The organism is Chryseobacterium sp. 2P (assembly GCF_059579425.1).
In genome coordinates, this window is the sequence record NZ_CM184194.1 from 561,261 (window position 1) to 582,415 (window position 21,155).

At 33.0% G+C, this 21,155-nt stretch carries 35 protein-coding genes; 9 read left to right on the forward strand and 26 right to left on the reverse strand.

What is annotated here, in order from left to right; translation table 11 throughout:
* Window positions 1-160: 160 nt before the first annotated feature.
* The 10 genes from AC52CF_RS02345 to AC52CF_RS02390 all read right to left on the reverse strand — a co-directional run bounded on the left by AC52CF_RS02345 (window position 161) and on the right by AC52CF_RS02390 (window position 5,541).
* Window positions 161-718 (reverse strand): hypothetical protein, encoded by a 558-nt coding sequence (locus tag AC52CF_RS02345; protein WP_214590951.1) that lies wholly within the window; start codon window positions 716-718, stop codon window positions 161-163.
* 50 nt (window positions 719-768) lie between these two features.
* A complete protein-coding gene (locus tag AC52CF_RS02350; protein WP_214590950.1) occupies window positions 769-1,074 on the reverse strand; it encodes a hypothetical protein in 306 nt (101 codons plus the stop codon).
* Between the two features lie 28 nt (window positions 1,075-1,102).
* Window positions 1,103-1,846 carry a hypothetical protein gene (locus AC52CF_RS02355; RefSeq protein WP_214590949.1) on the reverse strand — a complete coding sequence of 248 codons (744 nt, stop codon included), beginning with the start codon at window positions 1,844-1,846 and terminating at the stop codon, window positions 1,103-1,105.
* A 34-nt stretch (window positions 1,847-1,880) separates the two neighbouring features.
* Window positions 1,881-2,414 carry a hypothetical protein gene (locus tag AC52CF_RS02360; protein ID WP_290263509.1) on the reverse strand — a complete coding sequence of 178 codons (534 nt, stop codon included), beginning with the start codon at window positions 2,412-2,414 and terminating at the stop codon, window positions 1,881-1,883.
* A 417-nt stretch (window positions 2,415-2,831) separates the two neighbouring features.
* A complete protein-coding gene (locus AC52CF_RS02365; protein ID WP_214590947.1) occupies window positions 2,832-3,356 on the reverse strand; it encodes a hypothetical protein in 525 nt (174 codons plus the stop codon).
* The gene (locus tag AC52CF_RS02370; protein WP_214590946.1) at window positions 3,353-3,814 is read right to left on the reverse strand and encodes a DinB family protein; all 462 of its coding nucleotides are present in this window, start codon (window positions 3,812-3,814) and stop codon (window positions 3,353-3,355) included. The genes AC52CF_RS02365 and AC52CF_RS02370 overlap by 4 nt, the downstream gene beginning before the upstream one ends.
* Before the next feature lie 16 nt (window positions 3,815-3,830).
* Window positions 3,831-4,433 (reverse strand): short chain dehydrogenase, encoded by a 603-nt coding sequence (locus tag AC52CF_RS02375; protein ID WP_214590945.1) that lies wholly within the window; start codon window positions 4,431-4,433, stop codon window positions 3,831-3,833.
* A gap of 154 nt (window positions 4,434-4,587) precedes the next feature.
* On the reverse strand, window positions 4,588-4,695 hold the full coding sequence (locus tag AC52CF_RS02380; RefSeq protein ID WP_496518200.1) for a SymE family type I addiction module toxin: 108 nt from the start codon (window positions 4,693-4,695) through the stop codon (window positions 4,588-4,590).
* Window positions 4,696-4,802: 107 nt separating this feature from the next.
* Window positions 4,803-5,225, reverse strand: coding sequence for a hypothetical protein (locus AC52CF_RS02385; RefSeq protein WP_496517786.1), 423 nt, complete (start codon window positions 5,223-5,225; stop codon window positions 4,803-4,805).
* A gap of 136 nt (window positions 5,226-5,361) precedes the next feature.
* Window positions 5,362-5,541, reverse strand: a complete 180-nt coding sequence (locus AC52CF_RS02390; protein ID WP_214590943.1) for a SymE family type I addiction module toxin — start codon at window positions 5,539-5,541, stop codon at window positions 5,362-5,364.
* Window positions 5,542-5,634: 93 nt separating this feature from the next.
* On the opposite strand from AC52CF_RS02390, the gene AC52CF_RS02395 reads away from it, so the two are divergent.
* A complete protein-coding gene (locus tag AC52CF_RS02395) occupies window positions 5,635-5,853 on the forward strand; it encodes a helix-turn-helix domain-containing protein (RefSeq protein WP_076390764.1) in 219 nt (72 codons plus the stop codon).
* A gap of 57 nt (window positions 5,854-5,910) precedes the next feature.
* Here AC52CF_RS02395 and AC52CF_RS02400 read toward each other — a convergent pair whose 3' ends face one another.
* From AC52CF_RS02400 to AC52CF_RS02425, 6 genes are all read right to left on the reverse strand, one after another.
* Complete coding sequence (locus AC52CF_RS02400; RefSeq protein WP_214590942.1) at window positions 5,911-6,405, reverse strand: hypothetical protein; 495 nt, start codon at window positions 6,403-6,405, stop codon at window positions 5,911-5,913.
* A 67-nt stretch (window positions 6,406-6,472) separates the two neighbouring features.
* Window positions 6,473-7,381, reverse strand: a complete 909-nt coding sequence (locus tag AC52CF_RS02405; RefSeq protein ID WP_290263498.1) for a DUF4299 family protein — start codon at window positions 7,379-7,381, stop codon at window positions 6,473-6,475.
* A 51-nt stretch (window positions 7,382-7,432) separates the two neighbouring features.
* Complete coding sequence (locus AC52CF_RS02410) at window positions 7,433-8,155, reverse strand: TauD/TfdA family dioxygenase (RefSeq protein ID WP_214590940.1); 723 nt, start codon at window positions 8,153-8,155, stop codon at window positions 7,433-7,435.
* Window positions 8,130-8,456, reverse strand: coding sequence for a hypothetical protein (locus tag AC52CF_RS02415; protein WP_214590939.1), 327 nt, complete (start codon window positions 8,454-8,456; stop codon window positions 8,130-8,132). The genes AC52CF_RS02410 and AC52CF_RS02415 overlap by 26 nt, the downstream gene beginning before the upstream one ends.
* 63 nt (window positions 8,457-8,519) lie before the next feature.
* Entirely contained in the window at window positions 8,520-8,660 is a 141-nt protein-coding gene (locus tag AC52CF_RS02420; RefSeq protein ID WP_214590938.1) for a hypothetical protein, read from the reverse strand.
* Between the two features lie 383 nt (window positions 8,661-9,043).
* The gene (locus AC52CF_RS02425; protein WP_214590937.1) at window positions 9,044-9,223 is read right to left on the reverse strand and encodes a SymE family type I addiction module toxin; all 180 of its coding nucleotides are present in this window, start codon (window positions 9,221-9,223) and stop codon (window positions 9,044-9,046) included.
* Window positions 9,224-9,531: 308 nt separating this feature from the next.
* Between AC52CF_RS02425 and AC52CF_RS02430 the strand changes: the two genes are divergently transcribed.
* On the forward strand, window positions 9,532-9,789 hold the full coding sequence (locus tag AC52CF_RS02430; protein WP_214590936.1) for a hypothetical protein: 258 nt from the start codon (window positions 9,532-9,534) through the stop codon (window positions 9,787-9,789).
* A 344-nt stretch (window positions 9,790-10,133) separates the two neighbouring features.
* Here the strand turns inward: AC52CF_RS02430 and AC52CF_RS02435 are convergent, their stop codons facing one another.
* Entirely contained in the window at window positions 10,134-10,652 is a 519-nt protein-coding gene (locus tag AC52CF_RS02435; protein WP_214590935.1) for a hypothetical protein, read from the reverse strand.
* A 214-nt stretch (window positions 10,653-10,866) separates the two neighbouring features.
* On the opposite strand from AC52CF_RS02435, the gene AC52CF_RS02440 reads away from it, so the two are divergent.
* The gene (locus AC52CF_RS02440; RefSeq protein WP_214590934.1) at window positions 10,867-11,709 is read left to right on the forward strand and encodes a phage lytic cycle repressor MrpR family protein; all 843 of its coding nucleotides are present in this window, start codon (window positions 10,867-10,869) and stop codon (window positions 11,707-11,709) included.
* A gap of 93 nt (window positions 11,710-11,802) precedes the next feature.
* Here the strand turns inward: AC52CF_RS02440 and AC52CF_RS02445 are convergent, their stop codons facing one another.
* The 5 genes from AC52CF_RS02445 to AC52CF_RS02465 form a co-directional block, all read right to left on the reverse strand.
* Entirely contained in the window at window positions 11,803-12,690 is an 888-nt protein-coding gene (locus AC52CF_RS02445; RefSeq protein WP_496517787.1) for a hypothetical protein, read from the reverse strand.
* Window positions 12,691-12,712: 22 nt separating this feature from the next.
* On the reverse strand, window positions 12,713-13,135 hold the full coding sequence (locus AC52CF_RS02450; RefSeq protein WP_496517788.1) for an arsenate reductase ArsC: 423 nt from the start codon (window positions 13,133-13,135) through the stop codon (window positions 12,713-12,715).
* A gap of 121 nt (window positions 13,136-13,256) precedes the next feature.
* A complete protein-coding gene (locus AC52CF_RS02455) occupies window positions 13,257-13,793 on the reverse strand; it encodes a DUF6428 family protein (protein WP_496517789.1) in 537 nt (178 codons plus the stop codon).
* Window positions 13,794-13,810: 17 nt separating this feature from the next.
* Complete coding sequence (locus AC52CF_RS02460) at window positions 13,811-14,143, reverse strand: ArsR/SmtB family transcription factor (RefSeq protein ID WP_496517790.1); 333 nt, start codon at window positions 14,141-14,143, stop codon at window positions 13,811-13,813.
* Window positions 14,144-14,686: 543 nt separating this feature from the next.
* Complete coding sequence (locus tag AC52CF_RS02465) at window positions 14,687-14,866, reverse strand: SymE family type I addiction module toxin (protein WP_336731782.1); 180 nt, start codon at window positions 14,864-14,866, stop codon at window positions 14,687-14,689.
* Window positions 14,867-15,172: 306 nt separating this feature from the next.
* Here AC52CF_RS02465 and AC52CF_RS02470 point away from each other — a divergent pair, with 306 nt between their 5' ends.
* Genes AC52CF_RS02470 through AC52CF_RS02490 form a run of 5 tightly spaced genes read left to right on the forward strand, consistent with a single transcriptional unit; the run spans window position 15,173 to window position 16,580 of the window.
* Window positions 15,173-15,406, forward strand: coding sequence for a helix-turn-helix domain-containing protein (locus tag AC52CF_RS02470; RefSeq protein WP_496517791.1), 234 nt, complete (start codon window positions 15,173-15,175; stop codon window positions 15,404-15,406).
* Between the two features lie 39 nt (window positions 15,407-15,445).
* Entirely contained in the window at window positions 15,446-15,733 is a 288-nt protein-coding gene (locus tag AC52CF_RS02475) for a helix-turn-helix domain-containing protein (RefSeq protein WP_336688518.1), read from the forward strand.
* 42 nt (window positions 15,734-15,775) lie between these two features.
* Complete coding sequence (locus AC52CF_RS02480; RefSeq protein ID WP_336688519.1) at window positions 15,776-16,036, forward strand: helix-turn-helix domain-containing protein; 261 nt, start codon at window positions 15,776-15,778, stop codon at window positions 16,034-16,036.
* Window positions 16,037-16,090: 54 nt separating this feature from the next.
* A complete protein-coding gene (locus tag AC52CF_RS02485) occupies window positions 16,091-16,315 on the forward strand; it encodes a helix-turn-helix domain-containing protein (protein ID WP_496517792.1) in 225 nt (74 codons plus the stop codon).
* 46 nt (window positions 16,316-16,361) lie between these two features.
* Window positions 16,362-16,580, forward strand: a complete 219-nt coding sequence (locus tag AC52CF_RS02490; protein WP_496517793.1) for a helix-turn-helix domain-containing protein — start codon at window positions 16,362-16,364, stop codon at window positions 16,578-16,580.
* 155 nt (window positions 16,581-16,735) lie between these two features.
* Here the strand turns inward: AC52CF_RS02490 and AC52CF_RS02495 are convergent, their stop codons facing one another.
* Both AC52CF_RS02495 and AC52CF_RS02500 read right to left on the reverse strand, forming a co-directional pair.
* Complete coding sequence (locus AC52CF_RS02495) at window positions 16,736-17,194, reverse strand: nuclear transport factor 2 family protein (protein ID WP_496517794.1); 459 nt, start codon at window positions 17,192-17,194, stop codon at window positions 16,736-16,738.
* A gap of 64 nt (window positions 17,195-17,258) precedes the next feature.
* Window positions 17,259-18,302, reverse strand: coding sequence for an aldo/keto reductase (locus tag AC52CF_RS02500; RefSeq protein WP_496517795.1), 1,044 nt, complete (start codon window positions 18,300-18,302; stop codon window positions 17,259-17,261).
* A 243-nt stretch (window positions 18,303-18,545) separates the two neighbouring features.
* Between AC52CF_RS02500 and AC52CF_RS02505 the strand changes: the two genes are divergently transcribed.
* On the forward strand, window positions 18,546-19,373 hold the full coding sequence (locus AC52CF_RS02505) for a helix-turn-helix domain-containing protein (protein WP_496517796.1): 828 nt from the start codon (window positions 18,546-18,548) through the stop codon (window positions 19,371-19,373).
* A 30-nt stretch (window positions 19,374-19,403) separates the two neighbouring features.
* On the opposite strand, the gene AC52CF_RS02510 is transcribed toward AC52CF_RS02505, so the two are convergent.
* Together AC52CF_RS02510 and AC52CF_RS02515 are read right to left on the reverse strand one after the other, a co-directional pair.
* A complete protein-coding gene (locus tag AC52CF_RS02510) occupies window positions 19,404-19,904 on the reverse strand; it encodes a 2'-5' RNA ligase family protein (protein ID WP_496517797.1) in 501 nt (166 codons plus the stop codon).
* Window positions 19,905-19,942: 38 nt separating this feature from the next.
* Window positions 19,943-21,022 carry a serine hydrolase domain-containing protein gene (locus tag AC52CF_RS02515; protein WP_496517798.1) on the reverse strand — a complete coding sequence of 360 codons (1,080 nt, stop codon included), beginning with the start codon at window positions 21,020-21,022 and terminating at the stop codon, window positions 19,943-19,945.
* Window positions 21,023-21,155 lie beyond the last annotated feature (133 nt).

A 21,155-nucleotide genomic window follows, 5' to 3' on the forward strand; every position in this document is an offset into this window, starting at 1 on the left:
AAATATATCGAAAACAATTAAAGGAAAAACAGTTTTTGCGATTTCCATTTATTCTGATATAAAAAATCCCGAACCTAAAGTCTGGGATTCTGTATTGTTTACTCTGAAACTTTCACAGAACTAAGAGCTGATGAAAATACTCTTTTTAGAACTTTTATAATTATTTTGCTACCGTTGCTTTTGCAGCTTCATACATTACTCTTATATCTTCATCGGTATACTTTGTAAATTTATCGGGTGATATATCATAAGTAATACCATCAGAGATCATAATGGCATTATCTCCGGCTTTTACTCCATAAGTAAATGATAGACCGCCTACTGTACTTCTGTTCAGGAAACCGTTTTTATCTTCTGCTTCAAATTTTACAAAGCCAGGATTCATTTCTTTATCACTTGCTAATGTTTTAATATCTGCTACTTTCTCGGCAATATTGCTGTATTTTTCATCTTCATTAAATGGATTTGAAAAATCTTGTTTAGAAAAGGTCATTTTGAAAAATTTTCCTCCATAAACAGCAATATCTTTTCCATCCTGAATTATTCTGGCTCCTTTTGGAGCTTTGGTAATTACATTATACCCTTTGCTGCTTAAGTCAAGATCTACAAGATCTGATGTTTTGAAATGATTTTCATTAATGCTTTTTTTAGAAGTTTGTGCCTGAAACATCGTAAAGGAGAATCCGAAAATCAGTAAAAGTAAATTAATTTTTTTCATTGTATAAGTTTTATAGAATTTCAACAAAATCTTGTTAAAAACTTTATCATTTAAATTTTAAAGAGGTTCATGGAAATGATAAATCCTACAACTCCTGCAACCAGCCAAGCTATTTTGTGACTTTTCGGAGCTTCATTTATCCATACTTTTGGATCTTTAGTCTTATTCCTGCTTTCAGCTGTTGTAATGTCCCCACCGGGAAAAAATAACATGGCAATTCCAATTAAAACAAAAACCGGCGCTGCTATTACAAACTTAAAAACCGATCCTGTGGTTTGCATCATTTCATATCCCATGTAAGTAACATAACCTCCTCCCAGAATAGCAAGAATTCCAAATAATCTTCCTAATTTCATACTCTATTTTTTATTAATATCTGCTTTATTATCTGTAATGAGGCTTTACTACAATGCTTGTAATTTTCCCATTTTCCCAGGTTGTATACACTTTTGCTATGTTTTTAATAATATCGGTTACTTTAAAGATATATAGCTTTCCATCCGGGGAAAAGTAATTTACTTCAGCTTTCATGCTCAAACGGTTAACAGGCAAATCTCCCTCGTCTTTCGTGATCGAAAGAACGTCTTTACCATCTTTTACATATGGAGCAAAAGCATTTAAAAGATTTATTTCTTTAGCAAAAGAGTCTACTATTTTCTGAGCTTCAGGAGAAATTGCAGTAGTAGATTTTGTAATTTTTGGATTCGTCAAAACAAATTGCGATTCTGATGGATCTGTAATCACTAATTTATCAATCGAGCTGTTGTCATCAATCAGGAAGTAATCATCGGTAAATCCTTTGTCGATATCATGTTCGTAATCTGACAAAGATAAATCGTCATCATATTTTACCTCCACATCTTTATTGAAAGCTTTTATGAAGATCATTTCATTTTTAGGATTTTTCACTTCTGCATAAACATACTTTTTTCCATTGGGAGCAAAAAGCAGGGTAGAATCTTTGTCGTTTCTGAGAATTTTGCTTTCTTCTACTTTTAAAACGGTAATGGGATTTTCATACACTTTGAATTCTTTTCCCATTTCTATGTTTTGAGGTTTTTCTCCACAAGAGATAAGCATTAAGGAAACAGCAAAAAAAGATGCTGCTAAAATTGATTTATTTTTCATGTTATTAATTTTAAGAATATTTGTTTATGATATTTTAAAAGGCTTCTCCTTCTTCTTTCTTTGATCCGTTGTATTCAATTAAAGTCGTAACCGCTTTTTTTAATCTTTCTACCAAAATCTGATCCGGGGTAAAATTGAACGGAGCTGAATAGTCATTATAGTTAGGACCGCTTATGGAAAATACCTGATTCAGTGTAGCATTCTTTTCACCATCACAAATAACTGATAGGCAGCCTTTTCCTGTTACATAGAAATCGTCTGAATATTCAGAATTCATTCCTGTAATTTTATTAAGGTCAATCGTTGTTGTGCAGAAGTTGTTTTCTCTTTCATATGGCTTTTTATAGACAAATTTTCCGTCGGAATAAGAAACAAATGTTCTGTATGATCCTAGGTTTTCCTTCATTTTTCCGGCTATCCAATCCATTGTTTCCTGCTTGCTTGGTTTTGAAGATTTGCTTTCTGTAGAAGGCTTTGTAGCTTTTGCAGGTGCTTTTTTCTGAGCATTTGCATTCATGCTTGCAACTGTTAGTAATAATACAACTGCAAACTTTAATTGTTTGGTCATTATGTTTTATTTAAATGTTGGTCTTTTTAAGAATTTAAAATTCTGACTTTGTGTTTTTTAATCTTTTAACGGATCTTTTTTATAAAGGATATGACTGACTGTAAGCGGTAGATTTTAAATGAAATTTTTCTTGTGTCTTTAAGTGTTAAAATATAGAATAACACTTTTACAAATAAAAAGTAATTTTTGTGGTATAATTTAAATATTTCAACGGTTTTTAGTTTTTGATTTCGGCAAATATAGAATTTACTTTACAAATCCGCAAATTGAATAAGTGGAAATCAGGTTAATTTCCAACGTTAAATTCAGCTATTTATAATTTTAAATAATGCTTATTTATTCATTTTCAATTCTATAAGTTCTTGGGTGTGGTAGGTTTTATTTTCCAGATTAAATCTTATAATTAATCCATATTCCTCAAAATTCTTTAGAAAAACCATTCTGTATCATTGCAATCGCCAAATCTTCTTTGTTTAAAATCATTGAATACCAAAAACCTTTTCCCCAGATTTTGTTTCCGGAAAATTCTTCGGTATATTTTGAACTTAACAGGACAGAAGAGGTTTTGCTTTTCAGTCTTGAAATTTTCTGATTGAGTACTTTTATATTCGAAAGCACGACTATTTCAACTTTTGATTCATTAATATGAAGCGCTTTAATTTCAAGTCCGTCAATTACTCTGTCGCTGTTTTCTCTGCAAAGTTCATGAATATCAAGCCGCAATTGGTTTATAGATTTTTCCTGTAAAAGAATCCTGTTGTTTTGTGGTGTTTTATTGATATATTCATCGGGTAAATTGTGGGATAATGTGCAGCTTATATTCTGGTGGCGTAATTTCGAGTAAGTATCAGTAAGTTTTTTCCAACAGCCGTTTCTATCCCAAACAGGATATTCATTATAAGTTGTCCAGATAATGTGGAAGAGTTGATTGTTATTCGTCATTTACTCTTCAAAATATCATTAATTATTTCCACATGATGATTCGTGTGTATTTCCAGAAATTTAATTGCCTTTTTCAGTTTTAAATCTCCGAAAAAAGGATGATTAAAATATTTATCAGGATTAAGATTTTCCAGTTGCCTGATTTTCGTTTTGGTGAATTGCAAATGCTGCTCCAAAGTCTGCTCATCATAATGTCCCGGAGTCACTACTTTTGGGGATTTTGCGCGACCTCGCGGAATTTTATTCAAAGCAAAAACCATAATTTTCGAAAGCTTAAAGCTCCATTTATAATTTTTGGGATCAGATTTTTCTATGTTTTCAATGATGGCATTAATTGTCAGCAGAATATGTTCGATTTGCCATCCTACAGTTGATTTCGAAATTTCAGGATTTGAAACAGCGTGTTTTGAGATTTTTTCTTCGAGATCATTTAAATATTTCGGCAGTTTATTCATCATTCAACCTTATATTTTTTTAGTTATAAATTCTGATGACTTCGCCGTTTCCTTTTCCGTTTACGCTTCTTACGTAACCATTGATGACTTTTTTCATGGGAATAGGGTTGTGTCCCGGAAAATAATCTCTGTATTTTTCATAAGCGTCTTCCACCATTCCGGAAGAGACAACGTTCAGTCTGATTCCGTTTTCCAGTTCCAGCGCTGCCGCCTGTACAAAGCTGTGAATTCCGCCGTTCACCATTGCTGCACTTGCAGTCTGAACAACCGGATCATCCGCTAAAATTCCTGTAGATAAGGTGATAGAACCATTGGAATTCAGATAATCTTTTCCGATACGGACGAGATTAACCTGTCCCATCAGTTTGTTTTTCAGTCCGATATAATAATCTTCTTCGGTAAGGTCTTTGAAATCAGCCCATTTTGCTTCACCGGCGATACAGATGATGGCATCCAGTTTTCCTGTTTTTTCGAACATTTCTTTAATGGAATCGCTGTCTGCAATATCCACCGTTACATCTCCGGAATTTCTTCCAGCAATTACAACTTCGTTGTTCTCTTTAAAATGTGCTGCTACTGTTTTTCCGATGGTTCCGTTACCGCCAATGATGAGTATTTTCATGCTGTGATGTTTATTGATGATGAATAATTTCCTGAAATTTCAGATATAATCAAAGGTACGGAAAGTATTTAACCAAAAAGAGTGCAAAATTTGAGTTTTTTATGATTGAATTTTATAATTAAATGTTGCGAATAACAAATACATCATATCATATTTATAACTCATCAACGGTAATAATCAGTTTATTTTTCTTTTGCTGAATATTCACCATTTTTCCTTTTCCGAAGCCTATTTTATCGAGCCATTTTCCTCTGATGCGGATTTCGGGATAATTTTTTTAATGCATATCTGAAGATATAATCTGTTATCAAATATAAAAAAACCGCTCTACCTTTTGTAGAGCGGGTATCTATTAAGTTTGATAATCAATTATCTTCTGATTAATGTTCTTCCTGAAATGTTTTCATCGTAATTGCTGATGAAAATATCAATTTTCGATTCATCAAGTTTTCCGTTTACAATAACTTCATTTTTAAGTAATAATTTTAAAGCTTTCCTGATATCTCCACCGGAAATTTCAAGATTTTTCCCCACGATTAAAAATCTTATGATAACGTAATCATCAGATAGTTCCATATGAGTTCCGCCATTATTGGATATTAGGGAAAGGAAAGGCTTAGTTGAATCTAAAGGAGATATATCGTAACCCGCAGCACCAAACGTTCCGGCTCTTTCGGTATTAAAAGCCTCTTTGCCGTCGATTAGTACTTTGTCTTTCTTGAATTTAATATCCTGTGCAAAGGAAACTATCGGGAACAAAAGGAGGTAAAGAAAAATGTAATGTTTTTTCATGGCTGAATAATATAAGGGTTTTTAATAATTTAAGGATTCAAATATATGTATTCCTTTGAATAAAAGAAAGACATTTTTAAAGGCAAAGTGCTCCAAAGTTTATTAAAATGATAATGATCTAAGAATTTATGCATGCTCAATTATCCACCGTAATAATCAGTTTATTTTTCTTTTGCTGAATATTCACCATTTTTCCTTTTCCGAAGCCCAGTTCATCAAGCCATTTTCCTCTGAGGCGGATTTCCGGAACGATGATCAGTCGGTTGCTGCTTTTCTGAAATCTTGAGTGTATTTTAAGTTTTCTTGAATTCATCATTGTCGTATTTTTATATGACAAAAATATAAAAAAAATCAATTTGTCAACTTTTTGTATGACAATTTTGTAAGCGAATTAGCTGACATTTGAATTATGACCAGAGAACAGCTAAAGACAGAATTGGGTAAAAGAATTATTAGACTTCGCGAACAAAAGGGTTGGAGCCAGTCGGATTTTGCCCGTGCCTGTAATAAAGACCGACAGGCAATTGAAAAATTGGAAAACGGAAAAGTAAATCCTACACTTTATACTTTGCTGGAATTGGCTATTGCTTTGGAAGTTTCTTTGTCTGAACTGGTGGATTTAAAATGATATATTATTTCACCCGATGTCGCGGATTTCAAATCCGCGACATCGGGTTATCAGGATTTAGATCTCTGATATTTTTGTTTCAGTATTTCTATACTTTTCTTTTAAGGTGTTAATTCTCTGTTCAAAGTACTTATGATTTTCTTCAATTTCTCCGGGGTAAAAATTCAGCCAGCGATTGTGCTCTCTATACGCTTTCTGTCCATCAATAAGTTGTTGTTTTCTTTTGGATTCGTTGGGTACTAAAATATTGTCGATGATTAATTCGTACGGCTTTAACATTTCAGACAAGGTATCAAAATCTTCCAGATTCGATCTTGTGTTGTAAATTACAATATTATCTTCCGAGCTGATAATCATTTTAGAAAGGTATTCAAGTTTATTCAGCTCTGAATCTTTTAAAGGATCATAATTATTTTTTTGAAGAACGTCGGAAAAATCCACAATTTTAAAATGTGCAAATTCAGAATTTCTTATATCAGATTCGTCAATCCTATACGTTAAAATTACTTTTATTTTCTTTTCTGGTTTTGATAAAATTTGTCTGAAATTCATAGTCCTGTTTTTTTGTTTTACTAAAAATATAAAGCAATTTTCACAAATGTTTCATTTCAACCCGTTATTACTTCCAAAATTCCCACCATTTCTTTGGAGTTCTGATTTCAGATTCTGGTTTTGTTGTATTTTCAGCCTTATTTACAGAAGAAATTTCCACTGCCTTCAGATAAATACTTTTATACTCTTCATCCGTTAATTCATCCACCACATATTGTTTCTCATCTACTAAATGAAATTTTTCAGTTGCCAGTAATTTTATTTTATCATACGGAATTTTAATTCTGGATTCTCCGTCTGATAAAACTACTTCATCTGCTTTGCTTAAAAACTGATTTCCATTTTGGTATAAAAGAACAAGCTCCTTATCTTCACCCGTATCTTTATCTGTAAATCTTATAATACTTGGAATGTGGTATTTTTCTCTGTCCCAAAATTGTGTGCTGCTGATATAGCTTACTAACCCTTCGTAATAAGATTTCTCGGAACCTGCATCCAGCTTTTTATGAATATCGGGACCAACCAGATAACTCATATAACAGCATGCTATTTCTAACGTATCTCCATCATTACCGATTTTGTCTAAGAAAATACTTACTCCCAGATATTTTTCTTCTTCTATCCAGTTCTTATCATAATGGTTTCTAAAGGTAACTATGTCAATAGGAGTTTCTCTGTCTTCTGGTAATATTTCAGCCTCTGTAAGTTTGGAAAGGGCTTCAACAATAAGTAATGCAATTTCAAAATCGGTTTCACTGGCAATTACATTCAGGCTTACGGAATAGTTTTGTTCGCGATGGCTTAAATTTACGCCGCGTGTAGATTTGTTTTTAATAAAAGCTTTGTAATTATTTTCCCCAATATAATCATCAATGTCTTCTAAGTGACCAAATTCTATATTTTCAAGAGGTAACTCGTTGATTAATTGTCTATACGTGATTTCTTTTTCTGATTGGATAGTGAAATAAAAACTCATGGATCTGTAATTTTATTAGTTTTTTAAAAGATTGTGGAAGCAAAATTTTCTTTAGGAAAAATTAGCAATTGAGAATCTGATTCTTTTCAGCAGTCTTTGGGAGTTGATGTTAATTTTCTCTCTTCCATGTAGCAACAGATCATTTCTGAATAAGATTAAATCACCTTTTTCCAGTTTAATGCTAAAGGAAAAACGTTTGAAAAGTGCATCCAGTTTATTTAATTCTTCAATTTCGTCAGGATTTAATTTCGAAAAGGATTCCATAGTAATTCTGTCATAACAGATTGTATACCTTCCATTTTCTATTTGCAAAATACTTCTCTGCCGATTTCTGAATTTCCATTTTTTTTCTGAAAGTTTCTGTACTTCATCTTGCGGTAAATGATCCAGTAACGTATGAAGAAACATAAACTTACTGGTGCCTTCATTATGATCTGCAGGTTCTGCACACAGCAAACCTATAACGTTCGGAATTACATCAAAATCGGCACAATCTGTATGTAAAGGAAATTCTAAGTTAGAATTTGCAATGGATGTGAAGAAATTATTAAGACGGGCTATTTTTACATCAAAAACCGCTTTACCATTATTATTTCGTCTTTCATTTATGGCAATTCCCAATCTGCTGATGAATGTTTCCAGTTCTTCATCATCTAACGGAAAGTCTTTTATTATAACTAAATTTCTTCCTTGCTGTAAATTTTTCTTGATTTCCTGATCATTGAGAAGGTCTTCTCTCCATCTGTAATTAATTAACAAGTTTTGTGCTTCCATCTATAAATAAATGTAATGCTCCGTCCTGCCCGTGTTTAGGGAAACCAGAAATCTTTTCTTCCAGATCCGTAATCATAGTGTACTCGTTAAATTCTTTTTTTTCAATGAAATAATATGTACACGATATTTTCTCTGTCAGATGCTCCCACTTTAGTTCAAAATTAGTAGGAATGTGTAAAAGTTCGTGAATTTTTGAAATGAGTTCGCCAATGGAGGAGGAATTTTCATCAATATCTATGTCCAGAATTTTGGGAAATTTTTCATGTTCAAATGAAAGTAGGGTTTCTAATTCGATTTTCATCCGTATTTAGTTTTTTAATATAAGGAGCCAAATATAAGAATTTTAATTTTCAAAAAGCAAAAGTTAGCTCCAAAAAGTATAAAGATTACAGTTTTTCAAATTGAATTTTATTGATAATTCATCCACCGTAATGATGATCTTGTTTTTCTTCTGCTGAATATTCACCGATATAGCAGATTTGCAGTCCGTGACTTTAATTTCCATATTGTAAAATCAAGGATTACAAATCCGCGCTATCGTCATCTCCGTTAGTTCCAAACAAGGTTGTTTTAGATTTCCGGAGTACTCCGGAGGTCTTGCGCAACTTGCGGGAAACCAAACACGGTCGCAGGAGATTACAAACAAGGTTGTTTTAAACTTCCGGAGTACTCCGGAGATCTTGCGCAACTTGCGGGAAACCAAACACGGTCGCAGGAGATTACAAACAAGGTTGTTTTAAACTTCCGGAGTACTCCGGAGGTCTTGCACAATCTGCGGGAAATCAAATGCAGTTGCAGGAGTTTACAAACAGGGCTGTTTTACATTTCCTGCAAACGCAGGAAGTCTCGCGCAGTCTGCGGGAAACGAAATGCATTTTTCAGATTTTGCTAGTTCGCAACAGTAATGGTGAGTTTCTTTTTCTTTTGCTGGATGTGTATAGTTTTTCCTTTTCCGACACCCAGTTCATCAAGCCATTTTCCTCTGAGCCTTATTTCCGGAACGATGATGCGTTTGTTGCTGCTTTTCTGAAATCTTGAATGGATTTTAAGTTTTCTTGAATTCATCATGGTGTTTTTGTTATCTGATAAATTTGTTTTTGGTTATTTGTTTTTACATTTTTCTGGCTGTACAGGAGGAAGCTGTAAAAATACCTGAACTTCCTGCCTATACAAACCAAGGGTATATGATAAATTGTGTTTTATCTCTAAATAAGCAATTTATTACGGCATTTAATGATTTTATATTTCATCAAACGTAATAAACTTCTTCTAATCAATTAATTGTTCGGCAAATGTAATAAAAATACTTTTGTATTACCGAATTCAGTAATGGTAATTTATACTAATAATTTCAATTTGCACAAAAGAGTGCAGTTATGAATGAATTTAAGACCGATGAAATCAAAAAACTGGTTTCAGAAAAAATAAAAGAAATAAAAGGAGAGATTCCATATTCTAAGATTTCTGAAAAGTGCAATGTTACAGCGGCAAGAATTAGTGATGTTGCCAATAACAAAATCGATTGTCAGCTCAGTACTTTCATTGAAATTGCTACCGGATTAAGAATACATCCAAAAGAATTATTTGATATTGTTTTTGATTTTGAAGAGTATTATTCCGAATTGGATAAATAATCCCGATGTCGCGGATTTATAATCCATGCTTTTACAATATGGAAATTAAAATCACGGATTGCAAATCCGCGCTATCGGGTTGTCTTGTCCATATACCATCCCAGTCAATGTCAACAGGGTGGCAATAAGCGTTATTTTGATGTTTGACATAATTATCTGATTTTTTTTGGTGTTCTTATTCTTAAGCATTGAGCATAACGTTTCGGTGACTTTACGAAGGTGGAGAATTTTTTTGTAGTAAAGTTTAATAGAACTACTGAGATTGAGCTCTGCTCAAATTTTTCTCAGAAGTACGTCAGTCACCATATTACCTAAGCGTCGTAATTTTTTGTCAAGTGAAGTGATTAGCCATTCACGCCAATTAGGCATGAACCATTCTTTTTAAGCCAAATCCCAATTTGGCAACCCAAAAATGTATTTCCAGACATAAATATTCCTCCAATTTTCAATTCATTTCCAGTCGTGTCAATAAGGTTTGGAGATGGTGAAGCTGAACATTTTACGAAATAGCCATCAGGTGTATAGAGTTCCGCATTCGTTTTAAAAGCATCACCTGTTTGTTGTTGTATCTCAAACAAGATTTGTTTGTCCATTGTACATACCCACAAATTGTGATGCTTTTCAATTTTTAAACCTGCTTTTTCACCGTCTTTGGTTAAGTACATTCTAGTTCCTTTTACTTTAGCTAAATAAGTCCCGTCTTGATGGTATATTGGAATTTGTGTTGTAAATCCAATACCTTCTTCCTTAATAACTTCAATCATATTGGTGTCTTCGTATTTTAAAATAACAGGAACATTTATAAACTTGTTAGTTGCTATTGTTACTTGTGGTGAATTTTGAAAGATTAATGAGTTTTCCATATTGTTTTATTTTAATGTTTGTCTTAGTATAATCGCTGACATTTAAATTTACGCATTGCGCAAATACAAGATTTATAACATGCGTCCATTCATTTTATAATCAATACAATAATATTGGTTAAATTGCTGATTTAAAAGCTTGTAAAGTGTATTTTTCTGAGGTTTTATTTTTTTTGTATGGGTGAAGTTTTATATATTTGATGAAAACTTAACCATGGAAATTATTTCGCTTGTAAATTCTTACAAAGAGAAATTAATTATTCAAAGATACAGTTCATCGTCTGTAAAAAACTATTCAAGTGCTCTTCAGAATTTTTTGAGTATGGCTTCTCAAAAGTATACAGATCCGCTTGATATTTCTTTAGAAGATGTTGAAAAATTTATCTTTTGGAAAATTAATAAACATCATATTTCTGCATCGCATCAAAGCATTATTCTTTCGAGTATTGCTAAATTTTACAAATTATTATTTGGTAAGGATATCAATCTTAAACATCTGTATCCTAAAAGAAGAGAAACAAAGTTGCCTAAATTTCTTACCCGCAACGAAGTAAAAAAGATCCTTGAATGTACCGAGAATATAAAGCATAAAGCTCTCCTTACTACAATCTATTCGTGTGGTCTGAGATTAAGTGAAGTTCTGGAACTGAAAATATCGGATATAAAATCTCAGGAATCTGTTCTTTTAATCAGACAGGGAAAAGGGAAGAAGGACAGATTCGTAAACCTCTCTCCCAAATTGCTCGAATTATTGAGAGTTTATTTTAAAATCTATCAGCCGAAAACGTATTTGTTTGAAGGTCAAAATACAGAACAATACTCAAAAAGAAGTGTGCAGCAGGTATTTAAAAACTCATTGAAAAAGGCAAACATCAGTTCTCCCGCAACTGTTCATACACTGCGCCATTCTTACGCAATGCATCTTTTGGAAAACGGTACAGATATCAGAATAATTAAAGAACTTTTAGGGCATAATGATATTAAAACCACAGAAATTTACACCCATATTACAGATATTTCCAAAAGTAAAGTCAAAAGTCCTTTAGATTATTTGTAAAAAAACTTCACAAAATCAGTGTAATTCTCGCGATGTCACGGATTTGTAATTTTCATATTGTAAATCACGGATTGCAAATCCGCGCTATCGAGTTTAATAAGTTGATTTATACTCTTCTCTGGGGGGAATTTCTTTCCATTTTTTATTTTTATATTGATAGACTTTATATTTACTATCTTGAAATTCTCCTGATTCGTCTTGATTATACTTGAATCTAACAATAACAATTTTATCTTTTATATTTTCAAAAGAAATAAATATGGATTGATAATTTTCTGCTTTCCCCTGAATTTTTCTTAAAATTAACTCACTTTTTTCTCCTTTGTTAGAAAAGTAATAAAATGGTAAGATATCTTCAGTTTTACTTCCATTCGGGTTTTTATATTTTTCAATAAACAATCCTTTAGATTCTTTCTTTGCTGTTAGTATTATATCTTTAGAATTATCATAATAATACGGTTTAATTTTTTCTTCAAAAGTCTGGTAAGGTTTATCGTCAGTAATAAAACTATCCACGTAACCCAAATAAGGAATCAAATTAACATTGTATTTGCTCACAATGTATTTTATTGTTTTCTCTGTCCAAAAATGAGTTTGGTTATATGCGGGACATATGGTCTTGTAAGCACAAAAATGAATGGAGAATAGGTCGTCATCGATATAATGATCACAATAGCCATTATAATAGAAAATTATATTTTTACTTTTTAAATTTTTAAACCCTATATCTTTAATGATTTTCTTATTGAGTTTTGAATAGTCTAAATTTTTAAAATTTGTAATTAACTCATTACTCAATTTCATTTTATTATCATATACAGCTGTTGCTAAAGAATCTCTAATTTTAACTCTATTAATGTCTTGACATTTAAAATTAGATAAAAAAAGCAATAAAAATATTAAATATATTTTTTTCATTCTTTCATTTAAAATATTTTCTCCCGATGTCGCAGATTTGCAATCTGTAACTTTAATTTCCATATTGTAAAATCGCGAAACCTGGCTATAAATTGTCTGCGATAAACTGTTGGCAATAGTCTTTTATTTGTTGTCTTACTTTTCTAAACTCCTCTTTAATTGCTTCTTCTTTTCCGGTAACCTTTGCCGGATCTGGAAAGTTTTGATGAAATTTTTTTGCCTTGCTCGGAAAATAGGGACAACGTTCTTTTGCGTTGTCACAAACTGTAATTACAAAATCAAACTCAATGTCGGAATATTCTTTAATGTTGTTTGAAGTGTGTTTTGAAATATCAATGTTATCTTCCTGCATTGTGGCAACGGCTTTGGGGTTCACCCCGTGTGTTTCAACCCCCGCACTGTAAATATCTGCTTCATTATTTGCAAAATACCTCAGATATCCTTCTGCAATTTGGCTTCTGCAGCTATTGCCCGTGCAAAGCACCAGAATTTTCTTTCTGTTTGTCATACAAATAACCAAATGATGTTTATGATGAAAAATTTCGGATCAAAACCGAATATGAGCTGTAGCACAATAACCGAAGTTGTTATAATAATTGGTTTTTTGTGTTTTATGAAAAAAGATTTCATCAGCAGCAAACATTTTTGTCGGAACTTACAGTTTCATCAACATTGGCGTTACAGCCGCAATTATTTTTAACGTTTTCCGATGAAACGGTACAGCAAGCGGATTGCATTGTGAGGTCAGATAAATTTACTTTTTGTTTTTCCTGCGGAATACCGCATTTGTCATTTGCCAGACAAGCCGTTGTTTTGTTTTGCAAAATAAAATTTACCCCGTCAAAAGCCAGCCCGTATTTTCCGATTGTATTGCTTTGATATTCAACTTCAATTTCAGTATCTTCAATGTTCAATTGCTTTTCCGAAAGCTCGATGATGTTTAAAAGCTTTATGGGTTTCAAACGATGTTCGAGGTCGTTTGCATTCCACAACTGAAAGTTTACCATTTTTTCTTGGCGTATTGTTCCGCCGCAATCGATGAAGTTTTTAGTAACCATTCCGATTTCGGTAACGTGAAAATGTTCAGGAACGAAAGTTCCGTTTTCCAATTTAAACGTAACATTGTCTAATGTAGGCAAAAGTGCTTTTACTTGTGATAATTTCATTTTTATTTGTTTTTAGTTCAACAGCAGTTGTTTTTCTTGTTAGAAAGTTTTATTGAAATGTTGGTGAAATAATTTTGCAGCTTCTCGATAGCTTCTTCTTCAATGCAATAACAGATTGAATTTCCCTCAATACTGCCTTTTATCAGTCCTGCATTTTTGAGTTCTTTCAGGTGTTGTGAAACAGTAGGCTGTGCAAGTGGCAGTTCGTTTACAATATCACCACAAATACAAGTATCAACTTTCACTAAATATTCTATAATTGCCACCCTTGCAGGATGCCCCAACGCTTTTAAAAGTGTTGCAACAGTATTTTGTTGGTCTGTAAAATGGTCTGTTTTAGTTGCTCCCATTTTTTTTCTTTAATTTTATATTGCAATATTACGATATAGATTTTAAACTTACAAACTTTTATTTTCTTTCTTGTAAGAATAAAGACAACCTATGTCACAATCCGCGCTATCGTCATCTCCGCTAGTTCCAAACAAGGTTGTTTTAGATTTCCGGAGTACTCCGGAGGTCTTGCGCAACTTGCGGGAAACCAAATACGGTCGCAGGAGATTACAAACAAGGTTGTTTTACATTTCCGGAGTACTCCGGAAGTCTTGCGCAACTTGCGGGAAACCAAATACGGTCGCAGGAGATTACAAACAGGGTTGTTTTAAACTTCCGGAGTACTCCGGAAGTCTTGCGCAACTTGCGGGAAAGTAAATACGGTTGCAGGAGATTACAAACAAGGTTGTTTTAGATTTCCGGAGTACTCCGGAGATCTTGCGCAACTTGCGGGAAAGCAAATGCAGTTGCAGGAGTTTACAAACAGGGTTGTTTTACATTGCCTGCAAACGCAGGAAATCTCGCGCAGTCTGCGGGAAACGAAATGCATTTTTCAGATTATACTATTTCGCAACAGTAATGGTGAGCTTCTTTTTCTTTTGCTGGATGTGTATAGTTTTTCCTTTTCCGAAACCCAGTTCATCAAGCCATTTTCCTCTGAGTATTATTTCCGGAACGATAATGAGTTGGTTGCTGCTTTTCTGAAATCTTGAATGGATTTTAAGTTTTCTTGAATTCATCATGGTGTTTTTGTTATCTGATAAATTTGGTTTTTGGTTATTTGTTTTTATATTTTTCTGGCTGTACAGGAGGAAGCTGTAAAAATACCTGAACTTCCTGCCTATACAAACCAAGGGTATATGATAAATTGTGTTTTTTATCTCTAAATAAGCAATTATTTGTTTATTAATTTTGGCGACTCTATATCAGAATCTTTTTAGCATTCTGAATAATAATCTTTTTCAAATATACGAAATTTACTATTTGTTACAAGTTCTTGTAATAAAATTTATAAAAAAAATTACGCCCTTTGTGTAAACTGCTTACAAATGGACGTTTTACAAGATGAGATACTAAGAAAATTTGGAGAACACGTTAAAAATTTAAGGCTCAAATCTGGACTTACCCAAGATGATGTTGTTCTTAACAGCTCCAAAATTACTAAGGCTACAATAAGTGATATAGAAAATGGAAAAAGAAACTTTGCATTTACCACATTAATTGATCTGGCGAAAGGTCTGAATGTATCGCCTAAAGATTTATTAGATATTAATTTTGATTAAAAAAAGTTGGAAACTTTCTGAATAACTACGTCAACATTTATGCATGATTCTTTAGACGAAATAGAACGATATATAATTTCAAAGGTGAAAGAAATAAGAGAACAACGAGGAATTAGTCAAACTTCTCTTTCTTTGGCTATCGGCAAGAGTACGAGTTATATTTCAGACATTGAAGCACACTCCAAAACCGCTAAATATAATATTAAAAGTTTAAACTTAATATCAAAAGCTTTGGGTTGCTCTCCCAAAGACTTTTGGCCTGAACAGCCAATTTTAGAGGATAAATATGAGTTTGTAAGAGAAATCGAAATAAAGAGAAAATCTTAACAACAGCATTAAATTTCAAAATTGCTGTTAATTCTAAAAATAATGGATAGCAAAGACGTTTTAAAATTGTATATGAAGAGTTTTTCTGAACATCTCAAGGAGATTAGGAAGGAGAAATACAATTCTATGGACGCTGTTGCTGAAAATTCCGTTTTCGATTCCAGTAATTATAATAAGTTTGAAAACGGTAAAGGAAATCCAACCATTGAAACTATTCTTAAAATGGCTTCAGCCTTTAAAATTCCGCCAAAAGAATTATTCGATTTTGACTTTGATATAGAAAAATATAAAATTGATGAGTAAATTCTGAGAACAGTTGGAAACTTTCTAAATCACAACGTTAACATTTACAATGGAATGGATAGAATTGAATTTCGGATAACTTTTGGGAAAAGAATTGAAAAATTTAGAAAAGAATTAGGATTAAGCTATCGGGAATTAGCTCAAAAATGCGATGTCGACCATAGTAATATTAGCAAAATTGAAAAAGGAGAAGTTGATGTTAGAATTTCTACCATACAGGAATTAGCGAAAGGCTTAGAAGTACATCCGAAAGAATTGTTTGATTTTGAAGTAGGGTAGACGTTTTTAGCTAATAGAATAACGTTTTTACACGATGTCGCGGATTATGACCAGAGAACAGCTAAAAACAGAATTGGGTAAAAGGATTATAAGACTGCGCGAACAGAAAGGGTGGAGCCAGTCGGATTTTGCCTGTGCCTGTAACAAAGACCGACAGGCAATTGAAAAATTGGAAAACGGAAAAGTAAATTCTACACTTTATACTTTACTGGAATTGGCTGCTGCTTTGGAAGTTTCTCTGTCAGAACTGGTGGATTTAAAATGATATATTATTTCTCACGGATTGCAAATCTGCGATATCGGAAATTTTAAAAAAAACAAATTTAAAAATAATACTAAAGGCTGACAAAAGTAGCATAGTTCAGTTACTTCTATCAGCCGTCATTATAACAATATCTTGTTAGCAGTGCTTTTATTTACTTATTTCACTTCTTCTGTTTCACTATCTACAAAATTTGAAGTACGGTGTTTAATGAGCCAATGCCCATTTTGTTTTACAAATTCGTCTTTATAAATTGTGTAAAGTGTGGTTTTCATTTGCTTTCCTTCTTGTTTTCCTATTAAAATTACACGGCAGTAAGACGTTGCTTTTGCAGTGTTTTCAGTTAATTCATCAATAGTCTGTTGTCCATTTTGATGATATACTGTATGGAAATTTGAAAGAAAAGCCGAGAAAGCCTGCTTGAGTTCCAATCGTCCTTTCAGAATATTGTTTTGTCCATTGGTGACGGAATTCACAACTCCGTCTTCGGTAAAAAGAAATACCTGTTTGTCTATTTCTTTCGTATCTGCCAAGTTAGAAAAGACATCCACTACATTTTTGATTGCCATTTTGTCTTCAATAGTTGCAATACGTTTTTCTAAATTTTTATTGTCCATTTTTTGTGCGTTTAGATTAATTGTTACTAGAAATAAGGTTAAAGCCCAAATTATATTTTTCATTTTATTTTAGATTATTTTTTTTTAATTCGTGTTCTACATCGCTCATTAATTTCAATGATTCGCTTGTGCGGTCGCCCGTAATTGTAATTTTTTCGAATTCTGTTTTTATTAATTGCAGATCTTCGGCAGTTAGATGAACATTTACAGCATCAATATTTTCATCTAAATGATCCAGATTGGTTGTTCCCGGAATAGGAACAATGCTTGGATGTTGAGCAAGCAGCCAAGCCAAAGCAATTTTTGCAGGTGTTGAATTTTTTTGTAAAGCCATCTTTTTCAATAAATCAACAACAGGTTGGTTGGCTTTAATAGCTTCCGGTGTAAAACGAGGAAAACGATTTCTTAAATCACCATCCACAAATTTTGTTAAACTGTTAATTTTTCCTGTAAGATAACCCATTCCCAATGGGCTCCAAGGTACAATGCCTATTCCTAATTCAATACAGGCAGGAAATGCAAAAGGCTCGGAATCTCTTGTCCAAAGTGAATACTCATTTTGTACAGCTGTAACAGGGTGAATTTTATGAGCTTTGCGAATAGTTTCTGATCCTGCTTCTGATAGTCCATAATGTATAATTTTTCCTTCTGTGATTAAATCTTTCATTAAACCTGCAACTTCTTCAATAGGTACATTTGGGTCAACTCGGTGTTGGTAAAGTAAATCAATATAATCGGTTTTTAAGCGTTTTAGCTGCATATCCACAACTTTTCTTATGTGTTCAGGGCGACTATTTAAACCTTCGAATTGTTTGGTTTCAAAATTAATATCAAAACCAAACTTAGTAGCAATCACTACTTTGTCTCTCACTGGTTTTAATGCTTCGCCCACATATTCTTCATCGATAAAAGGACCATACGCTTCTGCGGTATCAAAAAAAGTAATACCTTTTTCATAAGCATTACGAATAAGAGAAATGCCTTTATTTTTATCAACTCCTGTTCCATAAGCCCAAGTTAAATTCATACAGCCAAGCCCTACTGCAGAGACTTCAAGTGCTCCTAATTTTCGTTTTGGCATATAGCCAATAGTATTTTTTAAATTCATTATTTATTATTTTTTGTTTGCTTTTGAGATAATAATGTTTGAAGCAATGTGGTGGAAATTGCCGACGTTGCTAAAGAATATTAATCCCGAAATCTCTATGATTGACATTGCTTTCTTTTTTCATTTTAATAAAATTTATAAGTGCAAAAATATGTTATGTTTAAAAATATTATATGTTATATATGACAGTAATGTTTGTACAAAACACGGTTTTACTATTTTTGTGCTTTCAAACAATACAAAATGATTTTAGAGGAAAACAATAATGAAATTATTTCTAGAAAAGTTGCTAGAATATCCGATTTTAGAGGGTTAAATTTTCAAAAATATTTTGTTCATATTCTCTGTCTTAAGGGGAAAGCCACAATAAAAATCAATGGAAATCCATTTAAACTTGATAAAAATAGTCTGACCATTTTACTCCCTGATGTTGAATTTGAAATAGTTCAATGTGATGAAAAATTTGAAGCAACCTGCTTATCCGTTTATTTTGAACTAATGAGCAAAAATAATCCGGATATTAGCTGGGGGATAAAAGGCTATCTCTTTTCTAAAGAAACGCCTGTGGTTAAGCTTTCCAAATCAGATGCTGATGTTTGCTCAGCAAACTTTAAAATGTTAATGACGAAATATCAAGATCTTTACCATCGTTTTCGTATGGAAATTGTCGGTCACCAATTGCAAATTTTAGTAATGGATATGTGGAATATTTTTTCGTCTGAAATTCAAAAAAGAAATGTATCAGCTCAGAAAGGTAATTTGTTTGAGCGATATTTGCAACTTGTCCAGCAACATTGTATGGAAAACAGAACAGTTGAGTTTTATGCAGAGAAATTATTTATTACTCCAAAATATCTGACTGAAATCAGTAAAAAAGCCAGTGGTAAGACACCTTCTGAATGGATTGAAAATTACACTACCCGGCATTTAATAATACTTTTACAAAACACTCAGCTCAATTTTTCAGAAATAGCTAATACGCTTCATTTTTCAAGCCTCTCATTTTTTAGTCGTTATGTTCGTAAAGTATTGGGCTGTTCTCCAAGCCAATATCGTAACCGGCTGGTGTAGGATTGGTTGCATTAATGCTATCATTTTATTTTAAGACAATGGAAATCTTTGCAGCGTCTTCCATTCCAGATCATCAGTCTGTTCTATGAGGTCGATATTTTTGAAAACTAATGTTTCAGGAAAATTAAACAAGCTTATTTTCTTAAAAATATCATCTGTACAGGTTGAATTTCTGGGATGCATAAGCGTAATGTGAGGTTCCTGTAATCTGGGATTTTCAACCACTCCTGTTAAAATATTTCTTCGTAATTTCTTAAAATCATCGTCAGATTTTGCAGGCAGCAAGACTCCTTTTCCATTATCAAACCTTATTGGTTTACCAAAATCAATGATCATTTGGGATTGTGCGAGACTGGAGATGTTTTTTAATACTCTTTCAATATCTTTAATTTCGTCTTCTCTGCACAATGTAACATGACTTTTGATGAGTTGGCTTTGTTTCGGATTAAATTTTTGTCTCACAGCTTCAATTACTGCAGCGCTTTCGTGTTCTACGAATAAGGTGAGCTGTCTGCGGATTTTCTTAAGCATTTGTTCCGTTTTTTTCAGTGGCGTTCAGCAAATCAATTCTAACTCCCATAGTTTTCCTTCAGCTTTCTCATTAAAAGTCTCACGCCCTGTTGTGTATCCGGATTAAAAGAGTTGGTTAAAATAATATACGCTTTATGCTTTAGTCTGTCGATATGAACAAGGCTGTAATACGTTCCTGCTGTACCGGAATGAGTAGAAAGCTCCTTTCCGTTCTCGTAAATATTAAACCATCCGATCGAATAATTCGGAATTCCTTTGTGAATAAAAGTATACGTTTTGGCTTTCAGATAATTGTTTTTTCCTTCAAGTCCCTGAATATTAAGCTGAATGAATTTGATGTAATCTTTCAGTTTTATATTGATATCTCCCGAAGGTTCTGTATAATCCAGATGATAATCAAATGTGGAAGGAACAGGCTGTAGTTTGCCATCTTCCGTAAAATGTCCCCAAGTGTCTTTCTGCTTCTGATTTTCCGGCCACGATAATTGTACGTTTAATTTTAAATCTTTGTTAAAGACCTGATCATCCAGTTGTTCCCAGCTTTTGCCCGTTACTTTCTCTACCATTAAAGTCGCTAAAGTATATCCTGCATTGGAATAGATAAACGGATGCTGCTCGTCTGTTTTCATAGGTTCCAGCGTAAGTACAAATTCTCCGAACTGCTTTCTTTTTTCCTGATGCGTTCCTTTAAAATCCGGAATTTTGGGATCGTCTTCTCCCTGAAACGGCTGAATTCCTGCTTGGTGAGAAAGGAGATCCTGTAAGGTAATATTGGCGTATTCGGGTTTGCTTTTCGGCTTCCATTCGGGAAACAGATCGAAAAATTTAGTCGTCCATTTTAATTTTTCGTTTTCAACATATTTGGCAATGATAAATGCAGTCATTGCTTTGGTATTGGAACCGATATGAAATCTGTCGTTTAAAGTTGCCGTGTCCGGAAGATCAACAGCGTGTTTTCCTAATGCCGCAATTTCCAGTGTAGATTTGCTGTCGATAACCGCGTAGCTTATTTCCGGAATGTGATAAGCTTTCCGGATTGAATCCGCAAAATGAACGGTTTTCTGACCAAAACAGATTGCACACAGCGCCATCAATAAGATTGTCATTAATTTTCTCATATGTTTTTTTGATCGTTTTTTAATGATTTATTACAGTTTTGCTGAGGTTCATTCATGTTAATGACTATTGAAACTGTAATTCATCACGGTTTTGTGCTAGTTTTTAAATAAGCTAAATGTAAACAATTTCAGT